This is a genomic window from Deinococcus yavapaiensis KR-236 (assembly GCF_003217515.1).
GTDB classification, from domain to species: Bacteria; Deinococcota; Deinococci; order Deinococcales; family Deinococcaceae; genus Deinococcus_A; species Deinococcus_A yavapaiensis.
In genome coordinates this window covers 13,425-36,016 of the sequence record NZ_QJSX01000010.1, presented here as the reverse complement: position 1 = coordinate 36,016, position 22,592 = coordinate 13,425, and the positions used below count along the sequence as shown (strand labels likewise).

21 protein-coding genes are annotated in these 22,592 nt (G+C 66.9%); 6 read left to right on the top strand and 15 right to left on the bottom strand.

Annotated features, from left to right (window positions below):
• Window positions 1-42 precede the first annotated feature (42 nt).
• Both DES52_RS13040 and DES52_RS13035 read right to left on the bottom strand, forming a co-directional pair.
• Complete coding sequence (locus DES52_RS13040; protein ID WP_110887264.1) at window positions 43-1,605, bottom strand: acyl-CoA carboxylase subunit beta; 1,563 nt, start codon at window positions 1,603-1,605, stop codon at window positions 43-45.
• Window positions 1,606-1,642: 37 nt separating this feature from the next.
• Entirely contained in the window at window positions 1,643-2,572 is a 930-nt protein-coding gene (locus DES52_RS13035) for a diacylglycerol/lipid kinase family protein (RefSeq protein ID WP_110887262.1), read from the bottom strand.
• Window positions 2,573-2,657: 85 nt separating this feature from the next.
• Here DES52_RS13035 and DES52_RS13030 point away from each other — a divergent pair, with 85 nt between their 5' ends.
• The 5 genes from DES52_RS13030 to DES52_RS13010 all read left to right on the top strand — a co-directional run bounded on the left by DES52_RS13030 (window position 2,658) and on the right by DES52_RS13010 (window position 7,848).
• Window positions 2,658-3,023, top strand: coding sequence for an IPT/TIG domain-containing protein (locus tag DES52_RS13030; RefSeq protein ID WP_110887261.1), 366 nt, complete (start codon window positions 2,658-2,660; stop codon window positions 3,021-3,023).
• Between the two features lie 81 nt (window positions 3,024-3,104).
• Window positions 3,105-4,013 (top strand): alpha/beta hydrolase family protein, encoded by a 909-nt coding sequence (locus tag DES52_RS13025; protein WP_110887404.1) that lies wholly within the window; start codon window positions 3,105-3,107, stop codon window positions 4,011-4,013.
• 18 nt (window positions 4,014-4,031) lie between these two features.
• Window positions 4,032-5,327, top strand: a complete 1,296-nt coding sequence (gene hisS / locus DES52_RS13020; RefSeq protein WP_110887259.1) for a histidine--tRNA ligase — start codon at window positions 4,032-4,034, stop codon at window positions 5,325-5,327.
• Window positions 5,324-7,063 (top strand): aspartate--tRNA ligase, encoded by a 1,740-nt coding sequence (gene aspS, locus DES52_RS13015; protein WP_110887258.1) that lies wholly within the window; start codon window positions 5,324-5,326, stop codon window positions 7,061-7,063. The genes hisS and aspS overlap by 4 nt, the downstream gene beginning before the upstream one ends.
• Window positions 7,064-7,257: 194 nt before the next feature.
• Window positions 7,258-7,848, top strand: a complete 591-nt coding sequence (locus DES52_RS13010; RefSeq protein ID WP_110887257.1) for a Rad52/Rad22 family DNA repair protein — start codon at window positions 7,258-7,260, stop codon at window positions 7,846-7,848.
• Between the two features lie 55 nt (window positions 7,849-7,903).
• On the opposite strand, the gene DES52_RS13005 is transcribed toward DES52_RS13010, so the two are convergent.
• From DES52_RS13005 to lnt, 6 genes are all read right to left on the bottom strand, one after another.
• Complete coding sequence (locus tag DES52_RS13005; protein ID WP_110887256.1) at window positions 7,904-11,188, bottom strand: AAA family ATPase; 3,285 nt, start codon at window positions 11,186-11,188, stop codon at window positions 7,904-7,906.
• Window positions 11,185-11,733 (bottom strand): GerMN domain-containing protein, encoded by a 549-nt coding sequence (locus DES52_RS13000; RefSeq protein WP_110887255.1) that lies wholly within the window; start codon window positions 11,731-11,733, stop codon window positions 11,185-11,187. Before DES52_RS13000 ends, DES52_RS13005 begins: the two co-directional genes overlap by 4 nt.
• Window positions 11,730-13,088, bottom strand: coding sequence for an N-acetylmuramoyl-L-alanine amidase (locus DES52_RS12995; RefSeq protein WP_110887254.1), 1,359 nt, complete (start codon window positions 13,086-13,088; stop codon window positions 11,730-11,732). Before DES52_RS12995 ends, DES52_RS13000 begins: the two co-directional genes overlap by 4 nt.
• Window positions 13,085-13,507, bottom strand: coding sequence for an SsrA-binding protein SmpB (gene smpB, locus DES52_RS12990; protein ID WP_110887253.1), 423 nt, complete (start codon window positions 13,505-13,507; stop codon window positions 13,085-13,087). The genes DES52_RS12995 and smpB overlap by 4 nt, the downstream gene beginning before the upstream one ends.
• A gap of 67 nt (window positions 13,508-13,574) precedes the next feature.
• Complete coding sequence (locus DES52_RS12985; protein WP_110887251.1) at window positions 13,575-14,444, bottom strand: N-formylglutamate amidohydrolase; 870 nt, start codon at window positions 14,442-14,444, stop codon at window positions 13,575-13,577.
• Window positions 14,445-14,518: 74 nt separating this feature from the next.
• Window positions 14,519-15,994, bottom strand: a complete 1,476-nt coding sequence (lnt, locus tag DES52_RS12980; RefSeq protein WP_110887250.1) for an apolipoprotein N-acyltransferase — start codon at window positions 15,992-15,994, stop codon at window positions 14,519-14,521.
• 91 nt (window positions 15,995-16,085) lie between these two features.
• On the opposite strand from lnt, the gene DES52_RS12975 reads away from it, so the two are divergent.
• Entirely contained in the window at window positions 16,086-16,790 is a 705-nt protein-coding gene (locus tag DES52_RS12975) for a metallophosphoesterase family protein (protein WP_110887403.1), read from the top strand.
• Between the two features lie 6 nt (window positions 16,791-16,796).
• Here the strand turns inward: DES52_RS12975 and DES52_RS12970 are convergent, their stop codons facing one another.
• The 7 genes from DES52_RS12970 to DES52_RS12940 form a co-directional block, all read right to left on the bottom strand.
• Complete coding sequence (locus DES52_RS12970) at window positions 16,797-17,399, bottom strand: GNAT family N-acetyltransferase (RefSeq protein ID WP_110887249.1); 603 nt, start codon at window positions 17,397-17,399, stop codon at window positions 16,797-16,799.
• Window positions 17,396-17,995, bottom strand: a complete 600-nt coding sequence (locus DES52_RS12965) for an FMN-binding negative transcriptional regulator (protein ID WP_110887248.1) — start codon at window positions 17,993-17,995, stop codon at window positions 17,396-17,398. Before DES52_RS12965 ends, DES52_RS12970 begins: the two co-directional genes overlap by 4 nt.
• Window positions 17,996-18,022: 27 nt before the next feature.
• Window positions 18,023-19,174, bottom strand: coding sequence for an aminotransferase class V-fold PLP-dependent enzyme (locus tag DES52_RS12960; protein ID WP_110887247.1), 1,152 nt, complete (start codon window positions 19,172-19,174; stop codon window positions 18,023-18,025).
• Window positions 19,175-19,253: 79 nt separating this feature from the next.
• Window positions 19,254-19,640 carry a hypothetical protein gene (locus DES52_RS12955; protein ID WP_110887246.1) on the bottom strand — a complete coding sequence of 129 codons (387 nt, stop codon included), beginning with the start codon at window positions 19,638-19,640 and terminating at the stop codon, window positions 19,254-19,256.
• A 286-nt stretch (window positions 19,641-19,926) separates the two neighbouring features.
• A complete protein-coding gene (locus DES52_RS12950; protein ID WP_110887245.1) occupies window positions 19,927-20,295 on the bottom strand; it encodes a cupin domain-containing protein in 369 nt (122 codons plus the stop codon).
• A 27-nt stretch (window positions 20,296-20,322) separates the two neighbouring features.
• Entirely contained in the window at window positions 20,323-21,420 is a 1,098-nt protein-coding gene (locus DES52_RS12945; protein WP_110887244.1) for an acetate/propionate family kinase, read from the bottom strand.
• 65 nt (window positions 21,421-21,485) lie between these two features.
• The gene (locus DES52_RS12940; RefSeq protein ID WP_170131045.1) at window positions 21,486-22,328 is read right to left on the bottom strand and encodes an MBL fold metallo-hydrolase; all 843 of its coding nucleotides are present in this window, start codon (window positions 22,326-22,328) and stop codon (window positions 21,486-21,488) included.
• Window positions 22,329-22,592 lie beyond the last annotated feature (264 nt).

The following is a 22,592-nucleotide window of genomic DNA, read 5'->3' as shown; positions in this document are numbered from 1 at the left end:
GAAGCGGGAGGAGGACCGTCGGTCCTCCTCCCGCTTTTGTCGTCAAAGGGGGATGTTGCCGTGCTTCTTGTACGGCCGCGCCTCGTCCTTGTGCTCGAGCATCTCGAAGGTCTGAATGAGGACGCGGCGCGTGTCCTCGATGGCAATGACGTCGTCGATGTACCCCTTGGCGGCGGCGACGTACGGATTGTCGAAGGTGTCTTTGTACTGCTTGATCTTCTCGGCGCGCGTCGCGGCGGGATTGTCGGACTTCTGGATTTCGCGGCGGTACACGATGTTCGCGGCGCCCTCGGCGCCCATGACGGCCACGGCGGCGGTCGGCCACGCGTACACGACGTCGGCGCCCATGTCGCGTGAGTTCATGGCGAGGTAGGCGCCTCCGTAACTCTTGCGGGTGATGAGCGTGACCTTCGGAACGGTCGCCTCGGCGTAGGCGTACAGCATCTTCGCGCCGTGGCGGATGATGCCCGCGTGCTCTTGCGCCACGCCCGGCAAGAAGCCTGTGACGTCCACGAGCGTCAAGATGGGAATGTTGAAGCAGTCGCAGGTACGAATGAATCGCGCGGCCTTGTCGGACGCGTCGATGTTGAGCGTGCCCGCCATGAATTTCGGGTTGTTCGCGACGATTCCGACGACCTTGCCGCCGAGGTGCGCGAAGCCGACGAGGATGTTGCGCGCGAAGTGCGGCTGGATCTCGAAGAAGGTCGCGTCGTCGACGAGGCTCTCGATCACGTCGTGCATCGCGTACGGCTTGCGTTGATCGGGCACGACGACGTCGAGCAGTTCGGGCGTCGCGCGGTCGACGGGATCGCTCGTGGGACGCGTCGGCGGTTTTTCCTTCGCGTTTTGCGGCAAGTACGCGAGCAGGCTGCGCACGAGACGCAAGGTGTCCTCGTCGCCTTGCCCGGCGAGGTGCGCGACGCCCGAACGGCGGGTGTGGACGTGCGCGCCGCCAAGTTCGTCGAAGGTGACGTCTTCGCGCGTGACGCTCTTGATGACTTCGGGGCCCGTGATGAACATGTACGACGTGCCCTCGCTCATCAAGACGAAGTCGGTGAGCGCCGGGCTGTACACGGCGCCGCCCGCGCACGGACCGAGAATGGCCGAGATTTGCGGAATGGCGCCCGAGTAGATCGCGTTGCGGTAAAAGATCTCGCCGTAACCCGAGAGGCTGTCGACGCCTTCTTGAATGCGCGCGCCCGCCGAGTCGTTGAGGCCGATGACGGGACAGCCCGTCTTCGCGGCGAGATCCATGATCTTCGTGACCTTCTGGGCGTTCATCTTGCCCAAGCTGCCGCCGAGGACGGTGAAGTCTTGCGAGAACACGAAGACTTGACGGCCGTTGATGGTGCCTCGTCCCGTCACGACGCCTTCGCCGGGCGCTTCCACGCCGCGCATCAGCGGGCCGCCGCCGTGCTCGGTGAAGGTGGAGAACTCCAGCCACGAGCCGGAATCGAGAAGGTGCTCGATGCGTTCGCGGGCGGTCATCTTGCCGCCTTCGTGCTGCTTCTTGGCGCGGTCGGGACCGCCGCCTGCGACGACGTTCGCTCGGCGCGCTTCCATCTCGGCGACGAGTTCTTGCAGTTCGAGGTTGAGATCGGGCATCACGTTCGAGTGTAACCGAACGGGCGTTGGGATGGGTTCACGTCGTGATGCGGTCGAGTTCGACGTGTGTGAGGAAGCGCGCCGCGCCGGGCAACACGCGGGCCGTGAGCGGCAAGCGCTCTCCGAAGGACTCGCCGTCGAATTGGATGGGAAGGTGTTCTTCGGCTTCGATGTGCACTTCGCGGCCCTCGTAGAATTCGAGGTTGTCGTCGAACATGGGATCGCCGAGCCCGAAGCGCATGCGAACCGAGTCGATGACGTTCGGAACGAGCGAAAGCGGCGACGACGCTTTCACGACGATGATGCTGAGGACGCCGTCGGTCGGATCGATGCCGCTCGCGACGGGAAGGCGGAAGTTCACCATTCCGAAGTTCGCGACGACGACGCTGATGCCCTCGGTTTCGATCGTTCGGCCGTCGATGGTGACGTTGAACTTCACGGCTTTCGGCGTGAGTTGCCTCAGGGCGCTCACGACGTACGCGCCGACGCCGAGGCGCGGCTTGAGCTCCTCGGAATCCTTGATCATCACGGCGTCGGCGCCCACGCCCGCCATGAGGGTGAAGCCGCACATCGTCGTGCCCGCGTGCAGTTGCCCGAGGTCCGTGACGATCGTCTGTCCGCTCAGCAGCACGTCCGCGAGAAAAGCAGGGTCGGCGCGCAAGTGCAAGTTCTGCGCGATGAGGTTCGCCGTGCCGGCCGGGTACACGAGCAAGGGAACGTTCGAGCCGCGCATGGCGAACGCCACGCTGGACGCCGTGCCGTCCCCACCGACGGCGACGACCGCGTCGAACGCGCGAACGTCCGTGAGCAGATCCGCGAAGGGCACGCCGGGCAAGTGCGGACGCAGCGTGATTTCGACGCCGCGCGCCTCCAACAGCGACGTGAACACGCTCAGATCTGTCAGCGACTGACCGGAACGCGGATTTTCGAGAAGTAATACACGGCGCGGCGCCGTTTGACCGTCCATTCTAATGAATCATACACTGACCTCGAGAGCGGCTCGATCCCTCGGGAACGTTCCCGAGGTCGAGCGTGCGAATCGGAGGCTTTGCATGAAGAAACTGCTGATCATTGGCGCCCTGCTGTTCCCCGTCCTCGCGTCGTGCGCGCCGACAGCGGCCATTCGCGGTGTCACGGTGACGCCCGTCCTCGTGAAGGTCAGCGAGAGCGCGAGCGTCGGAGGCACGGTGACGCTGCAAGGACGTTACCTGGGCGGTCCCGCGACCGGTCGCATTCGCATCGGCGCGAACGCCGACGCTTCGGGCGGCTTCGTGCTGCCCGCTTCGGCCGTCCAATCTTGGACGGACAGCCAAATCGTCTTCACGGTGCCCGCCAACACCCCGACGGGCGGATCGTACCTGTTCGTGGAAGTCGGCGACATGCACTCGACGGCCTTGCCGTTCAGCGTGAAGCAGTAAGTCGAATCGAAGTTGCATGGAACGGGGGCCTTCGGCCCCCCGTTCCATGCAACCGAACGCGGCGTGGTGTACGGTGAGGGCATGCGCGTCGTGCTCGCCCTCAACGCCTTGCTCGGCGTGAACGCCGCTTCGAGGTACGCGTCGATCGAGCAACTACGCGCCGACACCTTCGGATCGGGCGCGTTCACGGTGACGCGCGTGCTAGAGCGAAACGCGGCCTTCACGCGCAGCGAGGTGCGCTGGGATTCGGACAACTTGAAGGTCGCGGGCTTCATGAACGTCCCGAGCGGCAAAGGGCCGTTTCCGGTGGTGCTGGTGCTGCACGGCTACGTCGATCCGTCGACGTACCGATTGCTGGATTACACCACGCGTTACGCGGACGCGCTCGCCCGCGCGGGCTTTTTGGTGATCCACCCCAATTACCGTGGGCACGGAGCTTCGCAAGGACGGCCCGACGGCGCCTTTCGCATCGAGTACGCGCGTGACGTCCTCAACCTCGCGTCGATCGTGCGGAAAAGCGCTGGTCAGGCGGGGCCGCTGCGAGAAGCGTCCGCCAACGTCGGCTTGTGGGGCCACTCGATGGGCGGCGGCATCGCGCAACGCGTCGCCGTGGTCGATCCTAAGATCAAGGCGGTCGTGCTGTACGGCGCGATGAGCGGCGACGACCGCAAGAACGCCCGTCAAGTGTTCTACGTGTTTTCGAAGGGCACGCGCGGACGCGAGGAATTGGACGCGCCGCGAAGCGTGACGGACGCCGTGTCTCCCGCGCACTTCTACCGATTGTCGAACGCGGTGTTCAGCGTGCATCAAGGCGCGGCCGACGATCAAGTGCCCGCCGGGTGGGCGCGAGAGACGTGCGCGAAGTTGAAGGCGGCGGGCAAGAGCGCCGAGTGCTTCGAGTACGCCCGGGCGCCGCACACCTTTCGTGGCGCGGCCGACGCGACGTTTCAAGCGCGCGTGACCGCGTTCTTTCGGCGGAATTTGCGGTGAGGCGTTAGAATCGCCTTCATGGCTTCGTTGCAACGGCCCAAGGGCACGCTGGACCACCTGCCCGACGGCTCACCGAAAATAGAACCGCTCACGAGCGCGCGTTGGCACGCGTTCGTCGTGGACGCCGCGAAAGACGTGCTGGAACGTGCGGGCGCGGCCTTCGTCGAAACGCCGATCTTCGAGGCCGTCGACCTCGTGAAGCGCGGCGTGGGCGGCTCGACCGACATCGTCCGCAAGGAGATGTTCACCGTCTCGTACTTCGAGGAGCGCGACAAGTTCGTTCTGCGTCCCGAAGGCACCGCGTCGATCGTGCGCGCCTACCTGGAAAACGGCCTCAAGCAACTCGGCTCGCCGCTGCGCCTGTGGACGGCGGGAGCGATGTTTCGCGCCGAGAACGTCCAAAAGGGACGCTACCGTCAATTTCATCAAGTGGATTACGAGGTGATCGGCAGCGCCGATCCTATCGTGGACGCGGAAGCGATTCAGCTCATGGTGGCCGTGTACGCGCGCCTCGGCGTGAAGGAGACGACCGTGAAGCTCGGATCGGTCGGCGATCCCCAGGACCGCGAGCAGTACAACGCCTACCTCAGGGAGTTGTTCGGGCGGCACGCCGAGCGCCTCTCCGAGGACTCGAAGGACCGCCTCGTTCGAAATCCCATGCGCATCCTCGACTCCAAGAGCAAGGACGACCAAGTCCTCATCGACGAACTTCAGCCCAAGGCGATGCTGGACTTCCTCGGTGACGACGCGCGCGCTCACTTCAGCGCGGTACGCTCGTACCTCGACGCGTGGGGCGTGAAGTACGAGGTGGATCCGAGTATCGTGCGCGGCCTCGATTACTACCGCCGCACGGCGTGGGAGATCCACCACGACCGCATCGGCGCGAAGTCCGCGCTCGGCGGCGGCGGACGCTACGACGGCCTCGCGGAGGAACTCGGCGGGGCGCACACCCCGGCGGTCGGGTGGGCGTTCGGCGTGGAGCGCGCCTTGCTCGCGTTGGAGCAAGAAGGCGTGGCCTTGCCGAGCGCGGACGGGCCGCTCCTGTTCGTGGCGGCGCTCGACGAGGAGTTGCTGGCGGCGGCGGCGAAGGTGGCGATGAGCGTCCGAGCGGTGGGACGCGCGGAATTCGCCGTGAAGGCCCGCAAGCCTGGCGCGGCGGCGCAGGACGCGGCGAAAAAGGGAGCGCGTTTTCTCGCGCTGCTCGGATCGGACGAGGCGGCGCGCGGCAGCGTGAGCCTCAAGAACCTCGAAAGCGGCGAGGTGCGCGACGTACCTCAAGCGAATTTGAACGACATTCTAGGAGGAACGCGATGAAACGAAGCGGGTACGTCGCCAGCGTCGGCGAACAACAACTCGGGCAAACGGTGACGCTGCAAGGCTGGGTGGCGCGGCGACGCGACTTCGGCAAGCTGATCTTCCTCGAAGTTCGAGACCGCACGGGCGTGCTGCAAGTCGAGGTGGAACCCGACTCGGCCGCGTTCGCGGAAGCCGAAAAGGTCCGCGCGGAATTCGTGGTGGAAATCGAAGGCGAACTTCGCCTTCGACCCGAGTCGCAGCGCAAGGAAGGCCTCGGACAGTTCGAGGTCGTCGCGAAGCGCCTCCAGATCCTCAACGAGGCCAAGACGCCGCCGTTCGAGCTCGAGCAAGGCGAGCGCGTCTCCGAGGAAATTCGCATGAAGTACCGCTACTTGGATTTGCGCCGCCCGGAGATGTTCGAGAAGCTTCGCTTGCGGTCCAAGGTGATCGCCGCGCTGACAAGCTTTCTCGACGCGGAAGGCTTCTTGCAAGTCGAAACGCCGATGCTCACGAAGAGCACGCCGGAAGGCGCGCGTGACTTCCTCGTGCCGAGCCGCCTTTCCAAAGGCGAGTTCTACGCGCTGCCGCAAAGTCCGCAGTTGTTCAAGCAGTTGTTGATGATCGCGGGCGTCGACCGCTACTACCAGTTCGCGCGCTGCTTTCGTGACGAGGACTTGCGCGCCGATCGTCAGCCCGACTTCACGCAGCTCGACATGGAGATGAGCTTCGTGGATCAAGAGGACATCTTGGCGCTCAACGAGCGTCTGCTTCGCCACGTGTTCCAGACGGTGCTGGGCGAGGCGTTGCCGTCTCCCCTGCCTCGCATGACGTACGCGGACGCGATGAACGACTACGGCTCGGACAAGCCCGACGTGCGCTTCGATATGAAGTTCGCCGACGTCACCGACGTTTTCGGCGGCGCGGAGTTCAAAGCCTTCGCGGACGCCGTCGCGAACGGCGGCGTCGTGAAGGTCGTTGCGGCGCCCGAATTGACGCGCAAGCAGATCGACGAGTTGGAGCGCGTCGCCAAGCAGAACGGAGCGCGCGGTCTCGCTTGGGCCAAGCGCGAGGGAAATTCGCTCACGGGCGGAATCAGCAAGTTCGTCGGCGCGCAGGCGAGCGAGCTGATCGCGCGCACGGGGCTCGCCGAGGGCGGGACGCTGCTGTTCTCGGCGGGGGCTTGGCGCACGGCCGTTGAGGCGCTCGGCGCGGTCCGATTGGCGCTCCGCGACTTGTTCGACCTCGCCGCGAACGGTCCGAAGTTCGCGATGTTGTGGGTGACCGACTTTCCTCAACTCGACCGAGATCCCGAGACGGGCACGTGGACGTACATGCACCATCCGTTCACGGCGCCGCACGACGAGGACTTGCCTCTCTTCGGCACGGACCGGCAAGGCGAGATTCGCGCCAAGGCGTACGACCTCGTCCTCAACGGCTTCGAGATCGGCGGAGGTTCGGTGCGCATCCACTCGCCCGAGGTGCAAGCGACGATGTTCACGGCGATCGGATTCAGCGAGGAGCAGGCGCGCGCGAAGTTCGGGTTCTTCATGGACGCCCTCGGGTACGGCACGCCGCCACACGGCGGCATCGCGTGGGGCTTCGACCGTCTCGTGATGGTCATGTCGGGCGCGACGTCCATTCGCGAAGTCATCGCATTTCCGAAGAACAATCGAGGCGTGGACCTCATGGTGGAGGCGCCGGGTTCCGTGGACGAAGGTCAACTCGCCGAGGTGGGTTTGGCGTTGCGCGAATGACTTCGGGGGCGCTTTGACCAGCGCCCTTAAAATTACGCAGCAAGTGAAAATATTCACTATAATACTGACGTGTGATCTTTTTGTTTCAGTCCGTGCCCGCAAGCAGGGGAACTCTCAGAGCCCTAATCGACTGCCGTAAGACCTTACATGCATTCTGCCTTGAACGAAACGCCATTCTGTTGTAAACTAAATACATGAAGTTGAGCGATGTCCAACGCAGACTCAGCGCCCCCTTCCCGACGCACCTCGTGGACTTCAAGCCGCAAGCGGTCACGAAGGACAAGAAGCGCGCCTTGATGGTCGCGTACGTGGACGCTCGCGCCGTCATGGACCGGCTCGACGCCGTCTGCCCCAACGACTGGCACTTCGAAATCACCCCTATCGACGGCACGCCCACCCCGACCGTCAAGGGCCGACTCACCGTCCTCGGCGTGACACGCGAGGACATCGGCGAGGCGGGAGAAGGCGAGGCGGGCACCCTCAAGGCGGCCGCCAGCGATGCACTCAAGCGCTGCGCCGTTCATTTCGGCGTGGGCCGCTACCTCTACGACTTGCCGATGTCGTGGGTCGAGTGGGACGACGCCAAGCGCACCCCCGTTCGCGAGCCCGAACTGCCCGAGTGGGCCCGGCCCGAACCCGAGCGCACGCCCGGCGGCGCCCACCTCGTTCAAGCCATCGAGCAACTGCGCTTCGAACTGCCCGCCGATCTCGGCGCTCAACGCGAAGTCTACAAGCACTTGCGCGCCGCACTCGCCGCCCTCAAACCCGACGATCAAGCCGCGTGAACGAGCAAGGGAAGAAGGACGAGTCTCGAGACTCGTCCTTCTTCCCTTCGCTCTGTCAAGCGCTCAATTCCGCGCTCGAGCGGATGCTCAGCACGCGCGACGCGCCGCTCGCGTCCGTCGTCACACCCCACAGCGAGCTCGCCACCTCCATCGTCGCCTTTTGGTGCGTCACGAGGATGAACTGCGTACCGCGCGCGGCGAACACCTCCAGAAAACGCGTGAAGCGCCGGATGTTCGCTTCGTCGAGCGGCGCGTCCACCTCGTCGAGTACGGCGAGCGGCAAGCCACGCTCTTCCGCCGCGTGCCCGAGCGCGAACAGGAAGGCGAGCCCCGCCATCGTCCGCTCGCCCGCCGACAACAAGTTCATCGCCCGCGTCCGCTTTCCTCGGGGCTGCACGCTGAGCCGCACGCCGACCAGGAAATGGCGATCGTCGCGCTCCGCGTGCAGTTCGCCCACGCCTCCCAGCAACTCGGCCGCGTATGACGAGAAGGACCGCTCCACGCGCGAGAAGGCCACGCCCAGGCGCGCTTGCGTGTCGCGCTCCAACGCGTGAAGAGCGCTTCTGACTTCCTCGGCGGCTTCGCACGCTTCCTCGCGTTGCGCCCGCGACGCTTCGAGGCGCGCGCACTCCTCGGCATGCTCGACTTCCGCTCGGGCGTTCACGAGACCCAACGCGTCGAGGTCACGCCGCAACGTCGCGAGTTCGGCGCTCCACGCTTTCGCGAGCCCCGGAAGGATGGCGCCCGGCACGCCCTCCTCCACGGCGGCCGAACGGCGAGCGAGCGTGAGGCGCGTCTCCTCGAGGTCCGCGCGCAACTTGTTCTGCCGCGCCAACAGGTTCGAGAGGCGGTTCGACGACTCGGTCCGCTCGCGCTCCAAGCGTTCGACGCGCGCCCCGTCGAACGCTTGGAGGTTCGCGCGACGCTCCTGCCACGCGGCGTGCGCGTCCCCTGAGCGCCTCGCCGCCGCTTCCCGCTCGGCGAGGACGGTGGCGTGTCGCGCGTCGAGCGTCTCGAGGCGCGACACGGCGAGGGTGTGCGCTCGCCAAGCGGCGGCGAGCTCGCGCGCGCCACCGAGTTCGGCCAGCAGCGAACGCTCGCGCTCGCGGGCCCGTTCCGCGTCGCCTCGTGCGGACGCGAGGTCGGCCTCGATGCCGCCGAGGTCGGGCAAGGTCTCCTCGCGCGCGTCGTCGTTCGGGGCGAGGCGCGCGCGCAAGGCGTTCAGCGTCGCCGTGGCGGCCTTGACCGCCGCCGCGTCCTCGTTCGCTCGGCGTTCCGCGTCACGCTCTGCGCGCACCGCCTCGTCGCGTTCGCGCCGAGCGTCGCCCACGGCGACCTCCAGCGCGGCGAAGTCCACGCGAGCGCGGCTGGCCTCGCTCTCGAGTTGCCGTGACCGCGCGTCGCCGTCTTGCAGTTCCGCTGTGAGTTCGGTCGAGCGGCGTTGATCGGCGAGGACGCTCATGCCCGCGTCCCGCAAGCGACCGCCCGTGACGGCGCCGCCCGACTCCAGCACGTCCCCGTCGAGCGTCACGAGGCGCGGCCGGGAGGCATGAGCGCGCGCGAGGCGCGTCGCGCTGCCGAGATCGCGCACGAGCAGCGTGTCGGCGAGCAGATACTCGGACAGCACCGCCGGATCGCTCGGGCATAAATCGGCGAGGTTGCCGAGAACCGCCGAGTCTCGCGCGAGTGGACCGTCGCGGCGAGGACGAACGCGCAGCAAGTCGAGCGGCAGCAACGTCGCTCGGCCGCCCACGCGGCGCAAGTGCTCCACGACGTCGCGGGCGACGTCCGCGTCCTCCACCACGACTTGCTCCAAGCGGCGGCCCAAGGCCGCCGTGACGGCCGTCTCGTACTCGCGCGGCACGATCAGCAAGTCCGAGACCGCACCGACGATGCCCGGCAAGCCGCTGCGCAACGCGTTGCGCGGCCCTTCGCCGAAGCGTGCGTAACTCGACAACGCGCTCTCGAGACGGGCGAGCTCGCGCTTCAAAGGTTCGCGCGCCGCTTGAAGCGCCTTCGCTTCGGCGTCGAGCGCGCGCAACCGAGCGGCGAGTTCTTCGAGGGCGGACGTCACCCCGGTGACTCGCGAGTCGTGCGCCTCGCGCTTCGAACGCGCACTTTGAAGCGCGATCGAAGCGGCTTCCGAGCGTCCGCGTGCGTCCAGCAAGACGAGCTCGGCGCGTTCGAGTTCGGCGTTCAGCGTGGCCAGCCGAGCTTCGTCGCGCGCTCGGCGCTCGGTCGCTCGGGCGTGCGCCGAGCGTGCCGTGGCCGCTTGCTCTTCGGCGAGACGCACGAAGCGTTCCGCGCGCGTCGCCTCGTCGCGCGCGCGCTTCACGTCCGCCTCCAACGCCTCGACGTTCGGCGCCGCGCGCTCTGGCGGCGCGGTGGCAAGCTCGGCGCGTTCCGATTGCAGGCGGCGGCTCTCGGCGTCGAGTCGGGCCAGCAAGTCGGCGGCGGAACGCGCGGCGTCGTGCGCGGCGCGTTCCAACTCCAATTCTTGGCGGTGCTCGGCGCGCTCCAGCAACGCGGCCGCGAGCGCCTCGCGCACTCCCTCGGAAAGACGTTGCGCTTCGGCGAGTTCGGCGGCGAGGGCTTCGGAGGCGCCCGTCAAGTCCACCTCGCGCGTCCGCAGGGACGCGACCTCGCGCTGCAACGCCTCCGAGCGCGATCGCTCGAGCGCGTCCTCCAAGGCGAGCGAGCGAAGCGTCCATGCACGGTGGCGCCTCGCCGACTCCGCGTCGCGCGCGAGGCGTTCCACGCGGGCGCTCACCTCGTCTTCCAGCAGCTTCGCGCGCTCGAACGCCTCGTCGGCCTCGGCCAGTCGGGCGACCGTCTCGTCGCGCGCGGAGGAAGCGGCGCTCAAACCGGCCGCTTCCTCCAAAAAGCCCAGCAGGGCGCGGGCGTCCGCCGTGACGACGCTACCGACCTCGCCTTGCCCGATGACCGCCAAGCCGCCGGGTCCGAGGCCGCTTCCACGAAGGGCGGCGTGCACGTCGCGCGCGCGCACGGGCTTTCCGCCGAGGTCTTGCTCGGCGGCGCCGTCACGGTAAACGCGCCGCGCGATGCCGAGGCGCCCGACGGACGCGCCGCTGAGTTCCAAGGTCACCTCGGCGAAGCCAAGCGGCGCCTTGGCGGACGAGCCGTGAAAGATCAGCTCGGTCGACTTCCCGGCGCGCAACTCGCGTGCGCGCGCGGCGTGCGTCGCCCAGCGAATCGCTTCCACGACGTTGCTCTTGCCGCTGCCGTTCGGACCGACGATGGCGGTGATGCCTCCGTCGAACTCCACTCGGGCGCGCTCCGCGAAACTCTTGAATCCTTGCAGGGTGATCGTATCGATCATGAATCCGGGCAGTCCTCGCTCGTGAACGCCTCTCGCAAGTCGAGGAAGCCGAGCAGCGTGTCGACGTTCTTCCCGCCGACGAGGAACGTGACGTCTCGCGCGTTGCGCACGCCGAGCAGCGTGCGCGTGAAGCCGCACAGCAAGGCGCGCTCGCCGCTCACGCCGTACTGCAGCTTCGCGTAGCTCGGCGGCAAGTCCACGATGACGTGCCCGGCCCGCACCCACACGTTGGGAACGTCCGATCCGCTCGGCACGAGGCGAAGGCCGTCCTTGCGCGGTCCGTCCACCAAGGCCGCCGACATCGCCTGCGCCGTCTGCTGCGCGTTTTGCAGAGCGACCGTGACGGACCGGCGCTCGGGCACGTACGACTGCACGTCCTTCGCCGCGAAGTACAGCGTCACGTTCGTCGACTGGCCTTTGTCCTCGTCGGCGTATTGCGGCGCGGCAGGGGTCGGAGGCGGCATTCGCACGGTTTGATACGCGTACGCGGCGGCGGCGAGCAGCAGCAAGCTCAGGAGGTTGAAGGGCGTCAGGAGTTGCCTCACGACGCGCCTCCGGCCGCGCCGAGGCGGCTCAGCAAGTACGTGGCGACGCTGCGCGCGAGCGCCGCCGCGAGACGGTCTCGGCGATCGGCGTTTCGAAGGCGCGCCGCGTCCGCCTCGTTCGACGACCAGCCGAGTTCCAGCAGCAACGACACGCCAGGCGATTCGCGTAACAGAAGCGCCCGCTGGACCGTCGCGCGCCGAGCTTGCACGCCGCCGACCTTCAGCTCGTTCTCCACGAGTTGCGCGAGGCGCCGCGTGGAGCCGGGGCTCGCGACGGCGAGGCGCTGCAGCGCGTTCGCCGATTCCTTGTCGCGCAGCGCGGACGTCAGCACGAGGTCGCTGTCGCCGCCGCCTTCGTACACCGTGAGGCCGCTCGCGTCGCTGCCGGGAAAGCGGCCCACGTCGAGCGTCAGGAACACGTCGCTTTGCCGCGCGAGGTCTTGGCGAGCGTTCATCGACGCGGCGGTCGCGCCCGATCGTGTGAGGCGCACTTGCCAGCCCGCCTTGGTCAACAGTTCGCCCGCTTCGCGCGCCACTTCGAGCGCGACGTCCCCGAGGCCGCTCGCCGGATTCGGAGCGCCCGGATCGAGAACGATGAGCGGTCGCCTCAGCCGCTGCTGCAAGCTCACGTCGCCCGCCTGCACGCCCGGCCCGACGTCGAGGACGAGGCGCACGAGCGAGCCGCGCTCGCTGCGGTACACGCGGTATCCGCTGCCCGCCGGAAGCGGCGCGGTCAGGACGAGATCCGTGCCCGAGCGCGCGAGGTTGACGCGGGGCAGAAACGTTCCACGGGTCGTGTACGCGCCCGCCTTGCCTTGCACGCCGCGCAGCGTGAGTCGAAGCGTGGCGTCTTGAACGGTCGTCTCGTAGCGCACGTCGCGGTTGAAGTCCAGCACGAGCCGGTCGGCGTCGCGTCCCGCGCGTGACGAAACGGCCGACAGCCGAGGTTCGGGCAGGGCGAACGAACCTGGCGAGTACTGAGCGCCGAGACCGCGCGCCAACGTGTCGAGCGGCAGGTAGAGGTTATCGTTGAGCAAGGTGGCCGTGCGGGCCTGCACGCGTTGCGTGCCGAGCTGCACCGTGTTGAACGTCGTCGCGGCGCGGTCGGCGTCACGGTCGAGCGGCAGCAACAGCACGCGGCCCAAGCCCTCGACGCGCACGACTTCGCCCGAGCGCGACACGACGAGCGATCCTGCCACGGTGTCGGCCAGGACGTACTCGCCGCCGCCGAGCACGACGCTGGGCGCTTCTCGTCCGAAAAGGGTCACGCGCGACGTCGTGAATTGCGCGAAGGCCGCGCCGACGAGGGCCGCCACGCCGATCAAGGCGGTGAGGGCGATGCGGGCGCTCTTCATGCTTCGCGCATCTCCCGCTTCGCTTCACGCTCGCGCTCGGACGCCCGCTTGTCGTGCAGCTTCTTGCCGCGTCCCACGGCGAGTTCCACTTTGAAGCGTCGCCCCTTCGCGTACAACTTCGTGGGAACGAGCGTCAACCCCTTTTGCTCCAAGGAGCGTTGCAACTTTCGGATCTCTTCGCGATGCAGCAGCAAGCGGCGTGTGCGACGCGGCTCGTGGTTGTTGTACGTCGCGTCCTTGTACGGAGGAATGTACAACCCCTCGAGTTCGACATTGCCGTTCACGAGCCGCGCGAAAGCGTCCCGGAAGTCCACGCCGCCCGCGCGGATGCTCTTGACTTCGCTGCCCGTCAAGCTGATGCCGGCCTCGAAGCGCTCCAGCAGCTCGTACTCAAAATGCGCTCGCCGGTTCGTATACACGCGCGCATTCTAGCAGGGCGCTCACGCGCACTTCACGCGCTCACGGCGACGCGACGCCTTCAACGATTCACGCCACGTCTTGATCCAAAACGACGCGCGTCGCGTCTCGCAAGAACGCTTCGAACGCGGCGTTCAGGGCGCGCACGCGCACGTCGTCGGGCTGATCGCCGCGCAGGAAGAGGGCGCGGTTGAGCAGAATTCCGAAGGCGGGTACGGGCACGGGGCGCGGTCGCGTCGCGTAGCGAACGGCGAGTGGATCGCCGGCGATGGGAACGTTGAGGGCCACTTCGCGCGGCACGTCACGCGTCGCGGCGACGAGCGAACCGAAGTGCAACTCCAGCAAACCGTGGAGGGCGCGTGCCGTCGACGCGTCGACGGTGACGGGACGTCCCGTGCGCTTGTCGCCGAAGGCGTCGCCGCCCGTGACGAGCGTGAGGGCGGGGCGACGCCGTCCCTCGTCGTGCGAGCCGATCGGACCGAGCGTGTGCATGGCGTGCCCCGTGACGATCATGCGCACCTTGTGACGCGCGATCGTCCGTTCGATCTCCTCGTGAAACGGATCCCAGTAGCGGCGCAAGCGGTCTTCGCGCTCCTCGGTCGTGAGGTGGAAGCCGTGCGGGTACAGAGGACGCAGGAGCGTGTCGGCATAAGGAATGACGCCGCCCGGCGCGCCGTTGAGGGCGTCGTCGTCGCGGTCCTCGGCGACGTCCACGACGAACGGCGAGATTCCGGCGTGCCACATGCGGGCGCGCGCCGAGTGGAAGATCACGTCCGTGAAGGGCTCGGCGGCGTGCAGAAGGTGCTCGAGTTTCGCTTCGCGGGTCGTACGGTCGAAGGCCGCCGCGCCGAGCATCTGCGCGAGAATGTCGAGGGGCGCGTGCCCGGAATTGTGCGGCGTGACGACGAGAACGGGCAGGTGCAAGACGGGCGCTTTCAAGCGCGCACCTCGCGTCGGGGTCGATGAAGTGTTCGCATGCTCTTCACCTCTTGGCTGACTTGACCGACTTCATGTTAGCCTTCACCGCGCCCGCGATACCACAAGCGTTGTTTGGACGATTCTTGAGGTGACGCGCGCCTCGCCAAAAAAAGGGTCGCGAGGGCGAGCGCCGCGCTCAGCAGCACGACCGGCAAGTCGCCGAAACGCGTGTACGGCGTTTCGGCGCTCAGGAAGTCGAAGCGGGCGTGTACGACGCCGGAGCTCGGCCCGTCGAAGGTCGTGCCGGGCCGACCGAGCGGATCGACGACGCCCGCCACGCCGAGATTGACCGAGCGCAGGACGTAGCGACGCGTCTCGATGGCGCGCACGCGGCCCATCGCGAAGTGCTGAGCGACGCCGAGCGGATTGAACCAGCCGTCGTTCGAGACGTTGACGAGAACCTCGGCGCCTTCTCGGGCGAGTTTGGCCGTGAGCGCGCCGAAGACGCTTTCGTAGCAGATGTACGCTCCATACGCGCGGCCTTCGAGCGGCAGCGGCCGCATGTCGGTACCCGGGCGGCGAACTGTGAAGGGCGCTCCGACGAAGCGGGTGTAGAAGAAGTCGTACACGGGCCGCAGCTCGCGCGCCAGCGGTGAGTACTCGCCGAATGGCACGAGCTTGACTTTGTCTCCGCGGGCGAGAACGCCGTCGTTCCACGAGATGACCGAGTTCGACCACGAGCCGTCGGAATTGCTGTAGTTGACGCCGGTGATCATCGGGCGGTTGGGCAGACGGTCGATCCACGCGGGACTGAGCACGGACGTCTCGCTCCACACGACGAGCTCGCCCGGCTGGACTTGCGACGTGAGGGCGAGTTGCTGATTCCAGTACGCGTCGAAGTCGAAGACTTTCTCGAATTGCGCGAAGGTGGTGCGCAGCAGCAAGGCCCGTCCGGGCTCGCCTTGAGGCAAGGTGCGGCTGGCGCCGTAACCCAGCGCGCCGAGCCACAGCAAGGTCATGGGGACGAGCGGGCGCCACTCACGGCGCACGAGCATCGCGAGGGTCGCGCCGGTCGACGTGACGAGGAGGCTCAGCAACAGCACGCCGCCGAGGTCGGCGATTTGCACGGCGGGGGTGGGCAGCGTCGTGTAGCCGAGCGTGCCCCAAGGAAAGGCGAGCGGCCCGAGGTGACGCAGCCACTCGACGAGCACCCAGCCGAAGGCGAGCAGCCAGACGCGCGCCCACCACGCACTCGTGAGGCTCGAGGTCACGAAGGCGAGCAGCGCGACGAACACGCCGAGCAACGCGAAGACCGGCAGGAACATCACGACGCCGAACGGCCCGAATCCCGCGCCGAAACTTTCGGGCAGCCACATGAGGTGAAGCGTGAAGAACGCGAAGCCCGCCAGGAACGCGCGCCAAGCGCCGTTCTTGGGCGTTGGCGCGGCGGCCACGAAGGCGAACAGGAACGCGAGCGGAACGGGCGCGAGAAAGCTCCACGGCAAGGGAATCGAGCAGCCCGCCAGCGCGGCGCCCAGCAGGAGGGCCAAGGCGGCGATGAGAATCGGCACGTCGCCATGCTAGCGCGCGCCGCGCTGGGATGAAACAACCATGAAAAATGTCGTCTTCGAAGCGCCGCACGTAGCGTATAGTGAAAGCACTTTGAGATTGGCGTTCCTCAGCGACATTCACGGCAACATCCAAGCGTTGAGCGCGGTGCAGCGTTTCTTGGAGCATCAAGAAGTCGAGAGCGTGTTCATTCTCGGCGACCTCGTCGGCTACGGCGCTTCTCCGGGAGCGGTCATCGACTTGATCGAACGCGAGGAGTGGGTGTGCTCGCTCGGCTCTTCGGACGCGCGCGTCGCCTTCGGGTTCGCGGAACGCTCGGGGCGCTCGGGCGTCGCCGAGGAGACGCTGCAGTGGACGCGTACGATGTTGACGCCCGAACAGCTCGATTTCCTGCGGCGCCTTCCGGCGGGAGGGCGCGTCATGACGAAGGCGGGCCGCGTTCGGTACTTCCACGGCTCCCCGCACGATCCGGACGCTCGACTCGACCTGCTCGCGGACGACCGGCAACTGCAGAACATCATCGACAATCTCGGCGCGAAGATCCTCGTGTGCGGCGGAACGCACGTGCCGTTCTTTCGTAAAGTCGGCGACACGTTCATCGTGGATCCCGGTTCGGTCGGTTTGTCGCTGAACTCCGAGCCGGGCGCCGACGTCGCCATCGTGGACATCGACCGCGACGTCAAGGTCAGCTTGCACAAGATTCCGTACGACTTTCACGCCGCGGCGTTCGACATCGTCGCCTGGAACTTGCCGCCCGTCATCGCGGACGTCATCCGCTCGGGCCGCATGGGCGGCTGACGCGCCTCAACGCGCTTCGAGACGCCGTTTCACGTTCGGCCATTCGGCCGCGAGGATGCTGTACATCGCCGAGTCGCGCACGCCGCCGTCCACGGCGGGCACGTGGGCGCGCAGCACGCCCTCGAACGTCGCGCCGATGCCGAGGATGGCGGCGCGCGAACGCGCGTTGCGCGCGTCGGTCTTGAGGGTCACGCGCTTGACGCGCAAGACGTCGAAAGCATGGCTCAGCATGAGCCGCTTCGCTTCACGGTTGAGTCCCGTGCGGCGCGCGGTCGGTACCAGCCACGTCCATCCGATTTCCAGCGCGTCGGGCGTGACGGACGTGCGGCCGTCGGGCCACGACCAGAACTCGACGTTGCCGAAGCGGGTCGAGCCCACGGCGACTCCCGAAGCGTTCAAGGTCGCGAACGGCAACGCGCGGCCCGCCTCGAAGGCGCTTATGGCGGCGCGGACGTAGGCCGTGACCGCCGCCTCTCCGAGCGGGATGGAGGTGATGTCGGCCGCGTCACGCGCCTTCACGGCGGCGGCGGCGAGGGCGGGCACGTGATCGAGCGTCAAGGGTTCGAGCGTCACGAGCGCGCCGCGCAAGGTGACGGGCGACAGTTTCATTCGCGCTCCCGCATGAGGGCGGCGACGGCGCGTTCCTCGTCGCGGCCCGACCCTTCGAGTTGGCGGGCGACCTGCTCGCGATCGAGCGCCGTCTTGTTCTGGCTGAGCTTGAACTTGCCTTGCAGGCGCGTGACGCGCAGTTCGAACGTGACGACCCCGGCGAGCAAGCGTCGTTCGAAGTCCGCCGGGACGGCCGCCATATCGGGCGTGTGCTCGCGAACGAGCCCGTACGCGATGTCGCGGACTCGCTCGGCGTCGTGGACCAAGGTGGCCGTTCCGTACGCGTGGACCACGACGTAATTCCACGTCGGGACGTTGGGCTGGGACTCGTACCAGGCGGGATGTACCAAGGCGTGCGGACCGCCGAAGATCACGAGGACTTCGCCCGCCTCGAAGTGCGTCCACTGCTTGTTCGCCCGCGCGAGGTGCGAGCGCAGCGTCACCGTACCGCTCTCGTCCTCGTCGATCAGAAGCGGAACGTGCGACGCGAAGGGCACGCCGGACGGCGCCGTGACGACCACGGCGAACGGATGCGCCCGCATGAAGGCGAGCAACGCTGCCGGATCGTCTTCTTGAAAGTGCGCGGGCAAGTACATGCCGGGAATTGTACGCGCCTCGGCGGGTCAGTCGGCCGCGACTTGCAAAGACAGGGCCGCGTCGAAGCGCCGCACGAGGTCGCGTTCACCCAGCAGATCCTCGAGCGTGGCGAGAAACGGACGGTACAGGTGGGGCCGAGCGCTCTCCCCCATCAGCCCGAGGCGCCAGATGAGGCCCGCCGTGTCGCCAAGCCCGCCCGTGACGCTCATGCCGCGACGCCGCAATTCGGCGCGCACGGCGGCGTCGTCGAGTCCGGGCGGCAGGCGCAACGCGAGGACCGTGGGCAGACGGGCCGCCTCGGTAGGCACGAAGGGCGTGAAGCCCGCGGGTTGAAGGGCGGACAGCACGGCAAACCCGACGTCGCGCGCGCGGGCCGCACGGGCGTACAAGCCTTCGCGCAAGGCCGCGCGCAGGGCGGCGTGCAAGGCGAAGTGCAAATTGACGGGGACCGTGTGGTGGTACGAGCGCTTTTCCCAGTAGTCACGCAAGCCGCCGAAGTCGCAGTACCACAAGGGCGTCGGCGTGCGCCGCGCGTCGAAGCGGGCGAGGGCGCGCGGAGAAATCGCGACGGGCGCGACGCCGGGAGGTGCCGACAAGCACTTTTGCGAGCCGGTGTAGGCGTAGTCGATGCCGAGGCCTTCCATGTCGAACGGGCCCATCCCGACGGTCGTGACGGCGTCGACGCACAACAAGGCGTCGGACTTTTCGCGCACGATGCGCGCGATGTCCGGCAAAGGATTGAGGACGCCCGTGCTCGTCTCGCCGTGCACCAGGGCCACCATGCGGGCGCGTCCGAGGTGCCGAGCGACGTCGTCGGGATCGATCGCCTCGCCGCTCGGAGCGGTCACGACGCGGACGTTGGCGCCGTACCGAGCGGCCATCTCGGCCATGCGTGCGCCGAAAGTGCCGTTGACGAGCACGAGCACGTCGTCTCCGGCTTCCACGAGGTTGGCGAAGCCCGCCTCCATCCCGAGGCTTCCCGTGCCCGACAGCAAGGCCGTGAAGGCGTTCGGAGCACCGTACATGACGCGCAGGTCCGCTTGAATCTCGGCGTTGAGGTTCAGCACCTCGGCGTCCATGTGACCCAGCATCGGCAAAGCGAGGGCGCTCACCGCTTCGTCGTGGAGGGGCGTCGGGCCGGGGGTGAGCAGAACGAGCTTCGAATGCGAGCGCAACATGTCGCGTAAATCCTACTCTTATTCTAGTCAGAATTGCAAGGGAGGCCCTATGTAGAGAGGGAAAAGCAATATTGTTGCTTCAACGCTTCAAGACGACCTTCTTCTTGAGCAGTTCTTCTTGCAAGGTGAGCGCGCTTCGCCACAGCAGAACCGTTGCGGGAGGACCCTTCTTCACGACCTGGTAGCGAACGCGCACGCCCGACGGCAACGCGGCGAGCATCGCTTGATACGCGCCCGGCAATGGCACGACCCCGTCGAGTCGCACGGGCACGAGCCGACCGCCGACCTCCAGCACGATCGTGCCGTCCTCGAACACCGTCTTGACGCTCGCGTGCAGCGTTCGCGCGGTCGTGGTGTCGGTCGTCACCGCGTTCGCCAGGGCGCCCGTCGAACTTGCCCAGGGACAGAACGCGAGAGAGGCGACGAGGACGAGGCGGCCGAGCCGCAGCGTTCGATTGTGAGACATAGCTCACCTTGAACCGTTCCGGCGGGCGCGACCATGAAAAAGAACGCAAACTCCGCGAAGGACCGATTCGCCGTCGCCCGCGCTCCTCGGCAGAGCGGCCTTTGGATGGGACGGATCGGCAGGATTCAGGCGCGACGGCCCGCCAATTTGTCGTCACGTGGCCGTCGCGTGAAGCGCCCGCGCGTTTCGACGAGATCTTCATTGCTGGCGTAGAGAGGACAAGGCTCGACACGAAACGGTCGCCTCGCGCGCCGCGCGAGGCGACCGAAGCAGCGTCGTTCGGACGTCAGTCGCGCTCGGGTCGGGCGTAGTCGTCCGAGAGACGCACGACGTCCGTGAGGTCGGGCGTGGAGACCTCGAGCAAGACGCTGTTCTCGACGGCTTCGAAGCGGTGAACGGTGTTGGCGGGAATGTGCACGGCTTGGCCGGGCGTCCACTCGAACACCTCGGGTTCCGCACCGAGCGTTCCGAACGTGAGGCGAACGCGGCCCGACAGGAGGTACAGCGTTTCGGTCTTGCGTTCGTGGTACTGCAGGCTGAGGCGCGCTCCGGCGTTGACTTCGAGCACCTTGCCCGCGTAACGCTCCTGATCGGCGTACCAGATTTCACGACCCCAAGGTTTGTCGACGACTTTCGGCGTATTCAAAGGGTTCATGACGAGCAGTGTAAGCGATTCTCGCCGTCAACGCCGGGACAGCACCGCCGCCGTCTGCCGTGCGATCTCGCCTTCCTCGTCGGTCGGAACGACGAGCGCGGCGGGCAGGTCGCCGAGCGTGATGCGCGCCGCGCCGCGCTCGTTGGCGTTCGAATCGAGCCGAAGGCCCAGGAATTCCAAGCCGCGCAGCACTTCCGCGCGAACCCAGGCGTCGTTTTCGCCGACGCCGCCCGTGAACGCCAATACGTCGAGTCCGCCGAGCACGGCGGCGTAGGCCCCGACGTATTGGCGCAGTCGGTGCACCATGACTTGCAGCGCGAGCAGGGCGCGCTCGTCGCCGTCGATGCGCGCGCGGTGCACGTCGCGCAGATCGTTCGAGACGCCCGACACGCCGAGGACGCCGCTGCGACGGTTGAGAATGTCGTTCGCTTGCGCCGCGCCGAAGCGTTCGGCGAGCCACAAGCCGATGGCGGGGTCGATGTCGCCGCTTCGCGTGCCCATCACGAGCCCTTCGAGGGGCGTGAAGCCCATGGAGGTGTCGACGCTGACGCCTCCTTTCACGGCGGTGGCGCTCGCGCCGTTTCCGAGGTGCAGCGTCACGATCTTGAGCGTCTCGAGAGGGCGCTCCACGATGCGGGCGGCTTCTCGGGCGACGAACGCGTGGCTGGTGCCGTGAAAGCCGTAGCGGCGCACGCCGTGCTCTCGGTACAAGTCGTACGGGAGCGCGTACAAGTACGCTTCGGGCGGCAGGGTCGCGTGGAAGGCGGTGTCGAACACGGCGACGTTGGGTTTGCCTTTCAAAAGGTCGAGGCTGGCGCGAATTCCTTCCAGACCCGGCGGGTTGTGAAGCGGGGCAAGCGGCGTGAGTTCCTCGAGGGTGGCGATGACGTCGGGCGTGATCGGCGTGGCGTCTCGAAAGCGCTCGCCTCCGTGAACGACGCGGTGACCGACCGCGTCGACGGTCGGCACGTCGATGTCGCGCAACGCGGCCTCCAGTGCGGCGCGGTGGTTCGGAACGTCCGTGCCGACGCGCTCGATCAAGCCTTTGGCGATCACTTCGCCGTTCGAGGCGAGGAAGCGATACTTCAGGCTGCTGGAGCCGCTGTTGATGACGAGAATCCGCATGGGGACATCGTAAGCCAAGTGATTTGTTTCACGATAAAACAGCGCGTGATTTTTTTGCCGTGGTGTCAATGCAGCGGTCGAGCGACGTAGCCCCCCTTCGGATTGGCCTCGAACTTCGCGAACGGTATCCGTGGATCGTGAGGCGGCGCGATGATCGCGCCTTCTTCGGCCCAGCGCGGAAAGTAGGTCTGCCGAACGTCCACGCACGTCACCGGATAAAGGTCGTAGCCCATGACGTACGGATACGGCGCGTGCGCGAGGGTCGGCATGAGATCCGCCGTACACACGAGCGTCTGCCCTTCCGAGCGCAGGACCACGCCCTGCTGGCCGAGGTTGTGCCCGGGAAGCGGCAAGACCGACAACCCCGCGAGCAACTCCGCTTCGCCCTCCACGATCTCGAAGACCCCAGCCTCGGCGAGCGGCTCGAAGATTTCTGGAATGTAACTCGCGCGCGCGCGGTCGTGCGGATGCAGAGCGTCGTGCAACTCTTGCGCCTGAACGACGTAGCGCGCCCGCTCGAAGGTCGGTCGGCCGAGCGCCGTGGTGTTGCGTCCGGCGTGATCGAAGTGCAGGTGGGTGTTGATGACGAGGTCGATGTCCGACGGCGCGAGTCCCATCGCGCGCAGTCCGTCGAACACGGTCGTGTCGCGCTCGACGCCGTAAATGGCCTCGAACTTCTCGCCGCCGCGATCCCACATGCCCGTCTCGACGAGAACGTTTTTGCCACCCAGTTGGATCAGCAGCGGATTGATGCGCAACGCGACGCGGTTTTGCTCGTCGGGCGCGTGCAATTTGCTCCAAAGGTTCTTCGGCACCACGCCGAACATCGCTCCACCGTCGAGACGCAAAAAGCCGTCGGAAAGCGACGTGACGCGCGCCTCACCGACCGTAAGAGAGTGCAACCACATGCAACGAGCCTAGCATCCGCCTCGAACAGCCCCCCGGCTTTCCTTGCCATTTGCTTCGAAAGATGGAGGAATCATCATGAAAAGTCGGAGCGCGCCTTAAGGCTCGCTTCACCGCCCTCCTTGGTGTACAGGGTACGCTCAGTGTGCATTGCACTACACGGTTGGGCAAGCGCACAATCTCATTTCTGAGCGCCCAAGAAAGGACCCGAATTGAACGCTTCCCCAGATTTGGTCTGCATTTCCCACCTTCGCTGGAATTTCGTC